Annotated in this window: 13 protein-coding genes, 1 riboswitch and 2 other annotated features; of the genes, 4 read left to right on the top strand and 9 right to left on the bottom strand. The window is 33.4% G+C overall.

The window, feature by feature from the left end; genetic code table 11:
- Positions 1–191: 191 nt before the first annotated feature.
- The 6 genes from MKY00_RS11970 to MKY00_RS11945 form a co-directional block, all read right to left on the bottom strand.
- Complete coding sequence (locus tag MKY00_RS11970; RefSeq protein ID WP_016717450.1) at positions 192–1,223, bottom strand: alpha/beta hydrolase; 1,032 nt, start codon at positions 1,221–1,223, stop codon at positions 192–194.
- Positions 1,224–1,434: 211 nt separating this feature from the next.
- Entirely contained in the window at positions 1,435–3,315 is a 1,881-nt protein-coding gene (locus tag MKY00_RS11965; RefSeq protein WP_016717449.1) for an FtsX-like permease family protein, read from the bottom strand.
- A gap of 11 nt (positions 3,316–3,326) precedes the next feature.
- Entirely contained in the window at positions 3,327–4,094 is a 768-nt protein-coding gene (locus tag MKY00_RS11960; RefSeq protein ID WP_016717448.1) for an ABC transporter ATP-binding protein, read from the bottom strand.
- A gap of 248 nt (positions 4,095–4,342) precedes the next feature.
- On the bottom strand, positions 4,343–6,265 hold the full coding sequence (gene thrS, locus MKY00_RS11955) for a threonine--tRNA ligase (protein WP_016717447.1): 1,923 nt from the start codon (positions 6,263–6,265) through the stop codon (positions 4,343–4,345).
- 44 nt (positions 6,266–6,309) lie between these two features.
- Positions 6,310–6,533, bottom strand: a binding site (T-box leader).
- 37 nt (positions 6,534–6,570) lie between these two features.
- Positions 6,571–6,794 (bottom strand) — a binding site (T-box leader).
- A 125-nt stretch (positions 6,795–6,919) separates the two neighbouring features.
- Positions 6,920–7,627 (bottom strand): 23S rRNA pseudouridine(2604) synthase RluF, encoded by a 708-nt coding sequence (rluF, locus tag MKY00_RS11950; protein WP_001222167.1) that lies wholly within the window; start codon positions 7,625–7,627, stop codon positions 6,920–6,922.
- A 184-nt stretch (positions 7,628–7,811) separates the two neighbouring features.
- A complete protein-coding gene (locus MKY00_RS11945) occupies positions 7,812–8,432 on the bottom strand; it encodes a YdbC family protein (RefSeq protein WP_016717446.1) in 621 nt (206 codons plus the stop codon).
- A 191-nt stretch (positions 8,433–8,623) separates the two neighbouring features.
- Between MKY00_RS11945 and MKY00_RS11940 the strand changes: the two genes are divergently transcribed.
- The 3 genes from MKY00_RS11940 to MKY00_RS11930 all read left to right on the top strand — a co-directional run bounded on the left by MKY00_RS11940 (position 8,624) and on the right by MKY00_RS11930 (position 12,430).
- The gene (locus tag MKY00_RS11940; RefSeq protein WP_016717445.1) at positions 8,624–9,199 is read left to right on the top strand and encodes a hypothetical protein; all 576 of its coding nucleotides are present in this window, start codon (positions 8,624–8,626) and stop codon (positions 9,197–9,199) included.
- Positions 9,200–9,416: 217 nt separating this feature from the next.
- Positions 9,417–9,536, top strand: a riboswitch (glycine riboswitch).
- Between the two features lie 107 nt (positions 9,537–9,643).
- Positions 9,644–11,011, top strand: a complete 1,368-nt coding sequence (locus MKY00_RS11935) for an alanine/glycine:cation symporter family protein (RefSeq protein WP_016717444.1) — start codon at positions 9,644–9,646, stop codon at positions 11,009–11,011.
- Positions 11,012–11,236: 225 nt separating this feature from the next.
- Positions 11,237–12,430 carry a S8 family peptidase gene (locus tag MKY00_RS11930; RefSeq protein ID WP_016717443.1) on the top strand — a complete coding sequence of 398 codons (1,194 nt, stop codon included), beginning with the start codon at positions 11,237–11,239 and terminating at the stop codon, positions 12,428–12,430.
- 93 nt (positions 12,431–12,523) lie between these two features.
- On the opposite strand, the gene MKY00_RS11925 is transcribed toward MKY00_RS11930, so the two are convergent.
- Positions 12,524–13,048, bottom strand: coding sequence for a DinB family protein (locus tag MKY00_RS11925; RefSeq protein WP_016717442.1), 525 nt, complete (start codon positions 13,046–13,048; stop codon positions 12,524–12,526).
- 14 nt (positions 13,049–13,062) lie between these two features.
- Positions 13,063–13,830: a DUF3891 family protein gene (locus tag MKY00_RS11920; protein WP_016717441.1), complete on the bottom strand. Its 768-nt coding sequence runs from the start codon at positions 13,828–13,830 to the stop codon at positions 13,063–13,065.
- A 205-nt stretch (positions 13,831–14,035) separates the two neighbouring features.
- Between MKY00_RS11920 and MKY00_RS11915 the strand changes: the two genes are divergently transcribed.
- Positions 14,036–14,308, top strand: coding sequence for an HU family DNA-binding protein (locus tag MKY00_RS11915; RefSeq protein WP_001043907.1), 273 nt, complete (start codon positions 14,036–14,038; stop codon positions 14,306–14,308).
- 37 nt (positions 14,309–14,345) lie between these two features.
- Here MKY00_RS11915 and MKY00_RS11910 read toward each other — a convergent pair whose 3' ends face one another.
- A complete protein-coding gene (locus MKY00_RS11910) occupies positions 14,346–14,888 on the bottom strand; it encodes a hypothetical protein (protein ID WP_016717440.1) in 543 nt (180 codons plus the stop codon).
- Positions 14,889–14,894: the final 6 nt, after the last annotated feature.

Raw genomic sequence — 14,894 nt, 5'->3', positions numbered from 1 at the left:
CGTATCCTTTCTCTCGACAAAATAGTATTATTTTAGTCATTTCTCAGAAGTTATATTATATTTTTCGACTATTATCCAATCTTTTCCTTCTATATAGAGAACATTATAAAAAGACTCTTGTTTTTTTATAGAAGAGTCTTTTTTATTTAACTTCGCTTTTTTTAATTCTCTATAGTTCGGATACACTTTATTTATTTTACAAATGTATCGGACATCCACTCATAAAACTTTTCCTTCTCTTCAAATTGCGGATAATGCGCGGATTTTTCAAAAGTAATAAATTCTTTTTTCTCTGCTTCAATTGTATTAAAATATGTTTTTGCTGCATGAGATGAAGTGTTATAGTCATATTTCCCCATAAGGAAATAAAACGGTAGCTTCAGTTTCGTCACCTTAGTAGGCAATGGATTCTTTAAATCCTTTTCTAATAAGATTGTTTGAGATTTTGATAATCCAACGTTATAACGAATTACGTCAAACAAGTTATATTCATTACTGAGTAACATTCCGATGTTATCACCATCTGGGTTTTCAATGAGTCTTGATGTTCCACCATATTTCGCAACATAATTTCGCGGAGTGTATGTATCGCCATTTTTAATTTTTTCAGTCAATCCATTAAAATAGGAAACTTCATCTGTATTCCCAGCATTTTGTGCCTGTTCAATTACATAGTTTAAACTATCCATTTCACTTTCTACTGTATCACTCATCTGCCCTATCCCAACATACGCTTCGTATTTTTCAGGTGCTTTATTAGCAGCTTGCATTCCGATATATGTACCGTAAGAATGACCAATTAATATTACCTTTTCTTTTCCCATACGTTTTGAAATATATTCTGTCATAGCTAATAAATCCTCTACAAGAAGATCTGATGTAAGATTTGAATAGTCCTCAAAGAAATGATACGATTTCCCGCTTCCTCTTTGATCATAATTAACTACGGTGAATTTCTCTTCCAATAATTTTTGATACTTTTGAGCATATGGTATTTCTGAAGTACCTGGTCCACCATGTACAAAAATAATTACCGGATTGTTCTTATCTTTGCCGCGTATCATAATTTCATGACCACTTCCATTTATCTCTACTTGCTCTAATGTACTTATACTATTTTCCCTATTTATTTGCGAGGTCCATGTAGGAAATACTAGCGCTACCATTAGTGTTAGTGTAGTTATGACTCCAATAAATGTTATTAATTTTTTTATCTTCTTCATAAGACGCATCCTTTCTTATAAATTTGTAAAAATAACAATTTAATTCTATAAAACTACATTATTAATATCCTATACACTTCTTAACATTCCGCTATATAAACCCTTAATATTTTCTTAATTTTCAATACATTAATCGTAGAAAAACTTGATCACTGGTATTACAAATATAGAAAAAAAGCCCTTGTTTTCAAACAAGGACTCTTTTCATAAACTACTTAGCTACCTCTTCTTTCGGCATTACCATACCTTTATAAAGTTGAACAGTTATCCAGTAATAGATGAAATAAATGACTAAGAAAATCCCAATTGGCACCCACACTTTTACAAACGGGTCAACTAATATAAAACTAAATAAGTTAAGCCCTACTAACACGTGGGAAATACCAATGATTGCTGGGAAGATAAATAAATATGAAATTTCTTTATATATACTTTTTGTTAACATACTACGTCTCACACCAATTTTTCGTAACATTTCATAACGTCGTACGTCACGAGAAGCACCTGTTAATATTTTGAACATAAGGGAACTTGCCATCATTGCTAAAAATGCAATTCCGAGGAAAAATCCCATAAACATTGTTCCGCTCATGAAGCTGTTCATAAATTGATAAATTGTCATTTTCGTAAATAAGTCTACTTTTACACCTGTTGCTTTTTCAATTTGTTCTTTTTGTCTCTTATCTATATCAATCAACAACGGTTTATATTTTTTCATATCGTCTACTTTTGCTAATGTTACAGTGTGTTCTGTTCCTTGAATTCCTTTATAATGTGCTTCATCTGCAATTCTTACAGGTTTTCCGTTAAATTGATTATGTGTAATTTGTATTTCTCTTACAATTGCATCTTCCCAATCTCTCGGCATACGAGGAAATTTTGCTAATTCAGGAGACTCTAAAGCAGAATATACTGGTTCAGTTAAAGGTTCAGTCACACGTTTACGAACAGGCTCTTTTAAAGTTTTTGTATCAAAGTGGTCTGAAACAAGTGGTGGTTTCGCAGTTAAATCGTTACGTAAGTAATAAACCGCTTCTCCATCAACTTTATACTTGTACTGGCTTTCTTCAACAATTTCCATTTCTTTTAATGCAGCTGTATCTTGTTCATTTGGATCATGAATTACGACATCATATACACGTGAGAAGTCTGTCATAATACCTACATTTTTTTGGAATGCCATACCTGCAGTCATCGCACCTGCGCCCAATGCAATTAACATTGCTACAGTACCTAGTACTCTCGATAAGCTATTCACTCGGAAACGTAGCTGTGCATATGTAAAACTATTTAAGCCCGTTTCATTTCGTTTTTTATTCCCTTTAATTTTCATCACAAAAAATGGGAGCAATGAACTAAAGATAAAATATGTTCCAAGTGTTGTAACGATTGTTGCTATTATAAAACCGAGTTCAGCAAACGTTTTTATATTTATCATAAAATAGTATCCTGTACTTACTAGTAATACACCAAGTACAGTCATTATAATAATGCGAGTTTTACTTTTCTTCACTTCATCTAGTGTTTCATCTTCACGTATTAATTCTAGTTCTGTTTTTCGTAATAAACGGATACTATTCATTAAACCAGTAATAAAAAATAGTATTACGAAGAAAATAGCTGTAACTAAGATTGCTGGTGTATATACAGATGAATAACTACCTTTTGCTGAAATTTCCATACCATTCATTAAAAAATTTCCTGCTACACTTGCAAGTAACATCCCTACTAAAATTCCTATAATAATACTAACAATACCCATACCGAATGTTTCAATAAATAATAACTGTGCTACTTTTTTCTTTTTCGCTCCGAGCATCATGTACATACCGAGTTCTTTTCTTCTTAATGTGAGTAAGAAAGAATTGGCATATATAATATAAAATACAGTAATGAAAGATAATAGTATGGCACCTACCCAAAATACGAGTCTAATACTACTAATGAGACTATTATCTTTCGTAAATTCACTATTCATCGCCATCGTTTGGAACATGTAGAAAATACTAATGCTAATAACGAGACCGATAAGTAAAACCATATAATCTTTTAACATTTTTTTCATACTATGACGTGATAATTTGAATAACATAGTCTCACCCCCTACTTAGACTCTGCAGCTGAGCCCATATGAGCAAGCACACCTAATATATCTTGATAGAAATCTTCTCGCATTCCTTGGCGCTTTAACTCTTTATATAGAAGACCATCTTGAATAAATAATATACGCTCACAATAACTTGCACTAAATGCATCGTGTGTAACCATCAAAATACTTACATTGTGATTTTCATGTAAATCTTGCATCGCTTCTAATAAGCTTTTTGCATTTTTACTATCAAGCGCTCCTGTCGGTTCATCTGCTAATACGATTGCTGGATTATGTACTAAAGCTCGTGCTGCCGCTGTTCTTTGCTTTTGTCCACCAGAAACAGCAGTTGGATATTTTGTTAAAATTTCAGTAATCCCTAATTTCTTCGCCACCTCATTTACCTTTCCAGTAATCTCACTTGAAGGTACACCTTGCAGAGAAAGTGGTAAAGCAATATTTTCATAAATTGATAAGTTTTCTAGTAAGTTAAAATCTTGAAAGATGAACCCTAATTTTTGAGATCGAAAATCTGATAATGCATTCCCCTTCATAGAAGTAATATTTGTACCAGCTATTGTCACACTACCACCTGTCGCTTGATCCAATGTACTAATCACATTCAATAAAGTTGTTTTTCCAGATCCAGAAGGACCCATAATCCCGACAAATTCCCCTTCTTTAATATTTAATGACACACCCCTTAATGCTTTTGACTGATTCTCATTTCTTTTCCCATACGTTTTTTCTACACTTTCTACAGTAACTACATTTGTTGACATCTCTTTCACTCCATCCCTTTTGTATAAATTTAATTTCTCACACATTTCTTATCTTTTTCTCATGTAAATTCTTAATATTTTTTAATTATTCTAACTAAAAAGGTTATACAGATAACATGAACCTATTTCCTACTTCATATTCTCATCTTTCTACAACTCGTTCCTTCGATTTCGCTTACATTTACCTTACATTTTTGTAAGGTAAACAAGAAAACACACCAATTTTTAATGGTGTGTTTTCTTTACACTCAATATCCTCTATTCTTTATTTCCTCTTCAATACTTGAGACAAATACATCTAGCGCAACAACTTCTGACTTCTCTCCTCCATATTTACGTACATTCACAGCTCCGTTCTCCAGTTCCTTATCCCCAATAACAAGTACATAAGGAATTTTTTGCATTTGTGCTTCTCTAATTTTATATCCTAATTTTTCATCTCGTACATCTCGTTCGACACGAACACCAGCTTGTGCTAATTTATCCGCAACCTCATCTGCGTATTGTACATGGACTGCATTCGAAACTGGAATGACCTTCACTTGAACTGGCGCCACCCATGCCGGGAATGCACCTCCAAAGTGCTCAATTAATATTGCTAAGAAACGATCTAAAGATCCTAATACTGCCCTATGAATGACAACTGGTCTTTTCTTTTCATTCTTCTCATCTATATAATTTAAATCAAATTTCTCTGGCATTTGGAAATCAAGCTGGATTGTTCCGCACTGGTGACTTCTATTTAAAGCATCTTTAATATGGAAGTCAATTTTTGGTCCGTAAAATGCACCGTCACCTTCATTTAGTCTATATTTATAATTCAATGAATGTAATACATTTGCTAACGCCGATTCTGCTTGTTCCCACAACTTATCATCGCCCATTGAATCTTCTGGACGTGTAGAAAGCTCTACTTCATACTGGAATCCAAAAGTTTTATATACGTAATCAATTTGCGCCATTACGGATTTAATTTCATCTTCAATTTGTTCTGGAGTTACAAATAAATGAGCATCATCTTGGCAAAAAGTACGAACTCTTAATAGTCCATTTAATGCACCGCTAAATTCATGTCGATGCACTTGACCGAACTCACACATACGGATTGGCAATTCGCGATAAGAGTGTAATTTATTTTTGAACATTAACATATGACCAGGACAGTTCATTGGCTTTAATGCAAAGCTCTTATTATCTACTTCTGAGAAATACATGTTGTTCTTGTAATGTCCCCAGTGTCCTGATTTCTCCCACAACTCTTGGTTCATCATAAACGGAGTACGTACTTCTTGATACTTATACTCTTTTTGAATTTCTCTTAAAAATGCTTCTAACTCATTTCGGATAATTTGACCTTTCGGTAAATAAAACGGCATTCCCGGAGCCTCTTCAGAAAACATAAATAACTCAAGCTCACTACCTAATTTACGATGATTTCTTTTTGCTGCTTCTTCAACGAAATGTAAATACTCTTCTAATTCTTTTTGAGAAGCGAACGCAACACCATATATGCGCTGAAGCACTTGGTTATTACTATCACCTCGCCAATATGCACCGGAAACGTGAGTTAATTGAAATGCTTTCAAATAACCTGTAGATGGTAAATGTGGTCCTCTACATAAATCTACAAATTCACCTTGTTTATATAGTGTTACACTTTCCCCACTAGGAATTGCTTCTAAAAGTTCTAATTTCAAACGGTCGTTCATTTCTTGAAACAGTTTAGCTGCTTCTTCTCGAGAAACCTCAACTCGTTCTATCTTTATATTTTCATTTATGATTTTTTTCATTTCTTTTTCGATTTTCCGTAAATCTTCTATGTTTACACTACTTGGAAGATCCATATCATAATAAAATCCATTTTCAATAACAGGCCCTACTCCAAGATTTATATCACCATACAATCTTTTTACAGCTTGCGCTAAAATATGTGCCGCGGAGTGTCTTGCAATTTCTACACCTTCATCTGAATCTATAGTAATGATTTCTACTTCCGCATTTTCTTCAATATTTCGGCGTAAATCATATAACCCATCATTTACTTTCCCCGCAACTGCTTTCTTTTTTAAACTATTGCTAATGGATCCCGCAATTTCTTCTAAAGTAATTCCTTTTACAAATTCTTTCACACTACCATCTGGAAATTTAATTTCAATCATTTGTTCTTTCATTTTTCATCTCTCCATTTCATAATAAAAAGCACACTCATCCCTAAAATAGGGACGAGCGTGCTTATACCCGTGGTTCCACCCAGATTCCCATCATAAAAAACATAATGGCTTCATTTACGGTAACGTCGTTTACACGGCACTAGATACTTCATTTCCCCAGTGCAGCTCTAAGGTGGTAAGTTATTTTTCTGCGTTAGGAAGTTCTCAGCTTTCCTTCCTTCTCTGTATAACCGGGGAAAATAACTCGTGTCCTTTTCTTCGCTTATTATGAAATTGAATGCAAAAAAGCATATTCATCCCTAAAAATTAGGGACGAATATGCTTATATTCGTGGTTCCACCCAGATTCCCATTACAAAAAACATAATGGCTTCTTTTGCGATAACGTCGCTTACACGGCACTAGATACTTCGTTTCCCCAGTGCAGCTCTAAGGTGGTAAGTTATTTTTCTGCGTTAGGAAGTTCTCAGCTTTCCTTCCTTCTCTGTATAACCGGGGAAAATAACTCGTGTCCTTTTCTTTGCTTTTTTTAAATACATCCATTAATTGTTATTTACTATATCTTATTCATTTTATTTTTGCAAGTGTTTGGAAAAGATTTTTTATTTAATAAAAAAAGAAACCAAAAAATGTTTTTGGTTTCTCCTTCTCAATTTTACCAATCTTGTGGTTCGTAATTTAAGTCTGCAAATAGACGTCGTTTCTCTTTCTTCGTTAAATCTCTCCACTGTCCAACAGGTAAATTATTCAATTCGATATTCATAATTCTCGTACGTTTTAACGTGTATACTTGATAACCTAAAGCTTCACACATACGACGAATTTGGCGATTCAACCCTTGTGTTAAAATAATTTTGAACTCATATTTTGATAACTGTGTGATCTCACAAGGAAGTGTTTTTGTACCTAGAATTTTAACACCCGCTGCCATTTTTTCTAAGAAATCAGGTGTAATTGGCTTATCTACTGAAACGATATATTCTTTCTCATGTTTGTTTTCAGCACGTAAAATTTCATTAACGATATCACCATCATTCGTTAACAAAATTAAACCATCTGAGTCTTTATCAAGACGTCCAATATGGCTAATTCGTAAAGGGTGATTCACTAAATCGATAATATTACCTTTTACTGATTTTTCACTCGTACATGTAATACCTACTGGTTTATTTAAAGCGATATATACGTGATCTCGAGCAATACGAAGTTGCTCTCCATTTACGCGTACATCATCACCTGGGTTCACTTGGTCACCAATTTTTGCAACCTTACCGTTAATAATTACTCTTCTCTCATTAATTAATTTATCTGCTCCGCGTCGAGACGCTTTTCCAGCTTCACTAATAAATTTATTGATACGCAAATTAGGCACATCCTTTTCTAAAAAATTTCAAGCTCACACTGCTTCTACCGTACAATACAAAAGGGTAAGCCTCCTATTATAACTTAAATATATTAACATGAAAGGGTATATAACGTCTTCTATTAATTTCTTGTTTATAAGAAATTATCTTTATTATACATTCATTTATGCACTTTTTCTGTGCTTAATATACAAGCCATTCTTCCTTACATATAGCTTGTTTACCTCTTATATCTTCTATATCTTCATGAATATTAGCTAGTTTATACAACTCAGGGAAAATCTCTTCTACATAATTTTGATGCGCCATTCCATCTTTCCAATAAGTTAACACTATGTAACGATTTTCATTTTTTAAAGACTTCCCAACAACGCCAGCTAACATTCCTTTTGCTTTTTCCATCCCTTTATTCCAAATTGTTTCTTGTTTATGTAAAAAATACTTTTCTTTTTCCACTTTAATATCACATATAGCAACTCTTACGAATGATCCCTCTGTAACAACGTCTTTCAGAGGCGTATCAGTTATATCATACAAAGTTTGAAATAATTCAATTTCACATGAAAGAAACGTATCCTCTTGATTACTATTTAAATAAATTGTATCGTGGGCACCATTCATAAATGATTGATATGCACTTTTATCTTCCCATAAAGTAAATACACACGCCTCATCTTCATTCCATCCACCAAATTGCCAATGAAATCCATCTAGATGCTGTATATCACGCCATTTTTCTTGTGCCATTGAAAATAACTCTTTTTTCTCTTCTTCTACTTTACAATAGATTGTTTTTAGTAACATTTTTAATTTCCCCTTTAGCATATAATTTATCTTCTTCTCACAATAATTAGTTCACATAATATTTTTATAATCACCCTCCGTGTATAGAAAAGATATAATTTAAATCATTTCTAACCTATTTTCTCTACTTTAAACAACATTATTGTTATATATTATAATTATAAGTTTTTAAATTTTGGAGGCGTTACATATTGCAAAAATTACTTTTTACTAAATGGACAGTTGTTATTTCTATTCTCATCATTTTCGGTACAATTTTCTACGTTACGAATGGTAAAAATAACACCGAAAAAGCCCCTGTAGAAACAGCGGATACAAAAACTTTCAAAACGAAATTACAGCCTAAAATTAATGAATTGACTACTAATTATAATGATATCATCGAAAAGGATTGGTTGCCTGCCTGGGAAGAGATTAACACGAACGGTGATTCAGTAGACAGAGATAAACTATTAGTTACAATGAATGCTGTTTCCAAACAATATGAAAACATTATGAATGAAATAAACATTTTGAAAATTAAAGAAAATATATCGGAAGTACAAATACAAGAACAACTTCTTTATTTCACAACTGAATTTAAGGCTGCTTCTAAATTTATGAAAAACGCGGCAGATTTAATTATAGATGGAGCCACTAACTCTACTCTAAACAGTGCAACAATTGAAAATACGAAACATGCTTTAGGGCTTGCGGATCAACATATTGTTATTGCTTTATCTACTTTAACTGAAGTTGAAGAGAAATTAGGACTTTCGAAAAAATAGAATTCTTTACTATTTTAAAATAAAAAATGATTGCATTTCACTAATTGTATATCTATAATATTTTTATTGATCTTATACACATTCAATGCGTATAGGTTATTAATTTTATAATTCGGATGAACCATTCAGGAGAAGGTCTATTGATCTACCGACGGGGCAAAAAGTTGTTAACCGACTTTGAAACTCTCAGGTCTTGTTTACAAGTAGAACTGCATGGGGACGAATCTCTGGAGAGACTCCCTCTCGCTTTATATAGCGTAGAGGAAAACGAGCACCGAAGGAGCAAATCCGCTACTATAGCGGATAATCTCTCAGGTAAAAGGACAGAGACAAGCGAAAGAAAATGCCGATTTGTATCGGTTTATTTTTCTATCCCTTGTTTCTCCAGAGACCATTTCATTTACTTGAAGTGGTTTTTATTTTTTCTAAAAAAGGAGAATAAAGATGGAGACAGTAAGTAAAGTATTAGAACAAATCAATCACTATGTGTGGGGATTACCAACGTTGTTGTTACTCGTTGGTACTGGTATCATTCTCACAGTGCGTTTAAAAGGTTTACAGTTTAGTAAACTATTATACGCTCACAAACTAGCTTTTAAAAAATCAGAAGATACATCTTCCTCCGGAGATATTAGCCACTTCCAAGCACTTATGACAGCTATGGCGGCAACGATCGGTATGGGAAATATAGCTGGTGTTGCAACTGCTGTGACGATTGGTGGGCCTGGTGCAATCTTTTGGATGTGGATTACTGCTTTATTCGGTATGGCAACAAAATATGCCGAAGCAATTCTTGCGGTGAAATACCGTGTTAGTAATGAAAATGGTGAATATTCAGGTGGGCCAATGTACTATTTAGAACGTGGTTTAGGTAAGAAATGGCTTGCAGTTTTATTTGCTATATTCGGTACAACTGCTTCTTTCGGTATCGGGAATATGGTGCAATCTAATTCAGTTGCAGAGGCAATGCGAATTAATTTCTCTTTCCCTCCTGCTTTAACTGGTATAGTAATGTCATTTTTAATCGCTATCGTTATTTTAGGCGGTGTAAAAAAAATCGGGAAAGTAACAGGATATGTTGTTCCTATTAAAGCTTTCTTTTATATCATTGCTGGTCTTATCATTATTTTCTATCACTACGATCAAATTCCTGAAGCATTTTCACTTATTTTTTCTGGTGCGTTTAATGGTACTGCAGCTGCTGGTGGTTTTATCGGTGCAACAGTTGCATCAGCTATTCAAATTGGAATGGCGCGCGGCGTATTTGCAAACGAAGCTGGTTTAGGGAGTGCCCCTATTGCCGCGGCGGCTGCAAAAACTGATTCCCCTGCAAAGCAAGCTTTAGTTTCAATGACTGGTACTTTTCTAGATACGTTTATTGTATGTACAATTACAGGACTAGTTTTAATTACTACAGGCGCATGGAAGTCTGGTAAAACTGGGGTTGAAGCTACAACACTTGCGTTCCAATCTGTATTCGGTACTGCTGGTAGTATGATTCTTGGTATCGCCATTATTTTATTCGCCTACTCTACTATTTTAGGCTGGTCGTATTACGGTGAGAAATGTGTAGCTTATTTATTTGGAGAAAATGCCGTTAAATATTATAAAGCAATCTTTATTGTCATGATTGCTATTGGTGCGAATTTAAAATTAGGCATCGTATGGACATTTGCGGATATTGCAAATGGACTTATGGCGATTCCAAACTTAATTGGTCTTATTGGGTTAAGTGGTATTGTTGTTGCTGAAACGAATCGCTTTTTACAAGCAGAGAAATTGAAAGAAAATAATAAAAAACAGGCAAGTTAATCTAAAAAAAGGAATGACTCATACATAATGAGCATTCCTTTTTTCGTTTTCTTACTCAGTAAATATCATTAAAAATATATTTATATAAATCTTTCTCTTTTTTATTTCACTAAAAGTTTTTCACATAAATGTCATAAATCGTATGGTCTAACTATATAGTTGAAAAGGAATGCGACATTAAAGTGTCGCTGAAAAACTCATCCAAGAAAAGGGAGGAAAAATCTTTTGAAAAACAAAATCATTGTTTTCCTATCTGTTTTATCATTTATTATTGGTGGTTTCTTCTTTAACACGAATACTTCAAGTGCTGAAACATCATCTACTGATTACGTTCCTAACCAATTAATCGTTAAGTTCAAACAAAATGCATCTTTAAGTAATGTGCAATCTTTTCATAAATCTGTCGGAGCTAATGTCTTATCTAAAGATGATAAGTTAGGTTTTGAAGTCGTACAATTTTCAAAAGGTACTGTAAAAGAAAAAATAAAAAGTTATAAAAATAATCCAGATGTAGAATATGCGGAGCCTAACTATTACGTTCATGCATTTTGGACTCCGAACGATCCTTATTTTAATAATCAATACGGATTACAAAAAATTCAAGCCCCGCAAGCTTGGGATAGTCAAAGAAGCGATTCTGGTGTAAAAGTGGCTATTATTGATACAGGAGTTCAAGGATCACATCCCGATTTAGCTTCTAAAGTTATTTACGGATATGATTATGTTGATAATGACAATATCTCTGATGATGGCAATGGACACGGTACACACTGTGCAGGAATTACTGGGGCACTTACGAATAATGGCGTCGGAATAGCTGGTGTTGCACCACAAGCATCGATTTATGCTGTTCGTGTATTAGACAGTCAAGGAAGTGGTACTCTTGACGCTGTTGCCCAAGGTATTAGAGAAGCTGCAGATTCAGGTGCAAAAGTAATTAGTTTAAGTTTAGGTGCTCCAAATGGTGGTACTGCATTACAACAAGCTGTTCAATATGCATGGAATAAAGGCTCTGTTATAGTTGCAGCTGCTGGAAATGCTGGAAATACAAAAGCTAATTACCCTGCTTATTACAACGAAGTTATTTCAGTCGCTTCTACAGATCAATCAGATAAAAAATCTTCATTCTCTACTTATGGTAGCTGGGTAGATGTTGCAGCTCCAGGATCAAATATATATTCTACTTATAAAGGAAGCACGTATCAATCATTAAGTGGTACATCTATGGCAACACCTCACGTTGCAGGAGTCGCTGCTCTTTTAGCAAATCAAGGATATAGCAATACACAAATTCGCCAAATTATTGAGTCAACTTCTGATAAAATTAGTGGTACAGGTACGTACTGGAAAAACGGTAGAGTCAATGCATATAAGGCTGTACAATATGCGAAGCAATTACAAGAAAATAAAGCTTCTTAAGAAATAAAGTAAAACTTTAATCAGTTGATCTACTAAAATAGAAGGAGAGACTTCCACAACTAAAGCCTCTCCCTCTCCTTCTTATAAACTATATTACTCTCCCTGCTTTTTAACCATATGTAAATACAGAACAAAATCCATCATTGTCGACGAATGACCAAGTTGACGGATCATCGCTGTTATATTTCCTCTATGATATGTACCATGATTTACAACATGTTGTACTAACTCTAAAATTGAAGTTTCTAATTTTCCTACATATGGATTCTCGATAACAAATACAGCATTCACATCTTGTATTGTACTTAAAAAGTCTTTATATTGATTTGCCATGTTTTCAAACATTTTTTCTAATTCATGTAACGATTTGTTTTCCATTTGTTTTCGTAATTCTTCTCGGCCTTGTATTGCTTCATTCATACTTTTACCATGCAATATGTGTAACCACACTTGATCTGTAATATAAATATGGGCAAACGTATCCTTGATTGATGGAAATGCACTCTGCATCTGTTCAGTAAAAATAGTATCATATTTTGGTAATTCTTTTAGTCGATTGAATAATCGTATATTAGCCCAAGCATGGTAATCCACTTGTTTTAACATGTACTCTTTCAATCGAAATCGCCTCCTTATTGTATGAAACGAATAGTTTGTTTCTTTATTTCTGATTCCCTATCAACTTTTGCAATCCCTTTTTCTTTCATTTCATATTTATTTACCGTTTTATATTTTACATACGTCTGAAATTCCGTTTGAAATGGAAACGGTGTAATCCGAATAGTTTCCTCATCTATCCATTCAGCTTGAATAGGTTTCTCTTCTTTACTATTAAACATTTCTGTTCCTTCAAAACCATCTTTAAACAAATCAATTTCATCTTTCTTTTCTACACCTGGTTTATTCATACAGACATATAAAGAAAGTTCATCGCAAAACTTTAATAATCTATAATGTTTATCGAACATCACAAATTGCTCTTTTGTTAGCGTTGTCAATATTCTTTTTTGTCGTTCCAATTCACCTGCATAAAATGTCATCATCTCTTCATCTTCCTCATTTAATGGAAATGATAAAAAATGCTTACTACAAAGTAATGCTCCATATGGATTGGAATCTTCAATTTCATTCAAACCAATCGTATAAAAGACAAAGCGTAATGAACTTGGACAATCCATAAATGTATATGGGATATTTTTAGCATCATTCAAAATTGGTACTTTATCAAGTTCTATCCATCCTCTATCATGCTCATATATTGCATCAATTGTCTCTTTTAAATATGTATCATCTTCAAAAAAATCTTCTTTTATATGCTTTGCAATCTCTCCAGCTAAAAAACCATGATCATGTTGACGAATTAATATACTTTCTTTCTCATCCTTTTCACGAAAAATCATCCGTATACTCCCCCTCATCCTCATATTACAGCGTTTTCTATTCATCAATTCTTAATTAATCCCTAATTGTTAGCAGGGATTCAGTTTCTTGCAACGAAATTAACATAACTATATAGCATTCTTTCTAACAATATAAATAGCTTTATCTTTACTATCTATTATACTAAATCATTCATTCCAAAAAATTTTTTTATGAGGTGAAAACATGAACAAAACAGAATTAATTAAAAATGTCGCACAATCAGCTGATATTTCTCAAAAGGATGCTTCTGCAGCTGTACAATCTGTATTTGACACAATTGCTACTGCATTACAGTCTGGCGATAAAGTTCAATTAATCGGCTTTGGAACTTTTGAAGTGCGTGAAAGATCTGCTCGTACAGGACGTAATCCACAAACCGGCGAAGAAATTCAAATCGCTGCTGGTAAAGTTCCTGCATTTAAAGCAGGTAAAGAGTTAAAAGAAGCTGTGAAATAAACAAGAAACCAGCCATTTTATAGGCTGGTTTCTTGTTTTAATTTAGTAATTGCTTTATATTTTCTGCATGATACACCTCGCAAATATAAAATATGCATCTGCAGTTACTTACAATTTGATATTTTCTTGTTGGATACACATGCGCCGAAACAGAGCATCCATCGAACAATTCAATAATATTCCCAGAAGGCTGATATCCTTTATATAATACGTTCCTTCTTACTTCCATCTTCTCTATAAGTTTTTCAACTGGAATGTTTCCACTCTCTAGCTCCCTCTTTATTGTATTTGGTAAAAACGAGGTATCCGCAAAAATGAGATTTTCAGATAATACTTTTCCTTTATAACTAATATTGGATACACGGTAAAGAAATGTTCCGTTTTTATCAAAGAAACTCTTTGCTTCTTTCGGGATATACTGTCTATCCAGCACCTCTTGTTCTAGAACATCAAACTGAACTGTATCATTCAATAACTTTTCTAAAGCATGAATAGATGATGTATCTCCAGAAAATAAAATATTTTTAATTGCTTGTACATGATAAGTGAATTCATTTGTTCTATTTTCCGCTACTAGCATGAGGAA

It is taken from the genome of Bacillus sp. FSL R9-9834 (assembly GCF_038006905.1).
GTDB classification, from domain to species: domain Bacteria; phylum Bacillota; class Bacilli; order Bacillales; family Bacillaceae_G; genus Bacillus_A; species Bacillus_A pacificus.
Note: the sequence above shows the minus strand (reverse complement) of the source record. Positions and strands in the feature narration are given on the sequence as shown.

Excerpts from the sequence above, each read along its gene's own strand:
- MKY00_RS11970 (WP_016717450.1), bottom strand. The coding sequence starts at position 1,223 with ATGAAGAAGATAAAAAAATTAATAACATTTATTGGAGTCATAACTACA.
- MKY00_RS11965 (WP_016717449.1), bottom strand. The coding sequence starts at position 3,315 with ATGTTATTCAAATTATCACGTCATAGTATGAAAAAAATGTTAAAAGAT.
- MKY00_RS11960 (WP_016717448.1), bottom strand. The coding sequence starts at position 4,094 with ATGTCAACAAATGTAGTTACTGTAGAAAGTGTAGAAAAAACGTATGGG.
- thrS (WP_016717447.1), bottom strand. The coding sequence starts at position 6,265 with ATGAAAGAACAAATGATTGAAATTAAATTTCCAGATGGTAGTGTGAAA.
- MKY00_RS11945 (WP_016717446.1), bottom strand. The coding sequence starts at position 8,432 with ATGTTACTAAAAACAATCTATTGTAAAGTAGAAGAAGAGAAAAAAGAG.
- MKY00_RS11935 (WP_016717444.1), top strand. The coding sequence starts at position 9,644 with ATGGAGACAGTAAGTAAAGTATTAGAACAAATCAATCACTATGTGTGG.
- MKY00_RS11920 (WP_016717441.1), bottom strand. The coding sequence starts at position 13,830 with ATGATTTTTCGTGAAAAGGATGAGAAAGAAAGTATATTAATTCGTCAA.
- MKY00_RS11915 (WP_001043907.1), top strand. The coding sequence starts at position 14,036 with ATGAACAAAACAGAATTAATTAAAAATGTCGCACAATCAGCTGATATT.
- MKY00_RS11910 (WP_016717440.1), bottom strand. The coding sequence starts at position 14,888 with ATGCTAGTAGCGGAAAATAGAACAAATGAATTCACTTATCATGTACAA.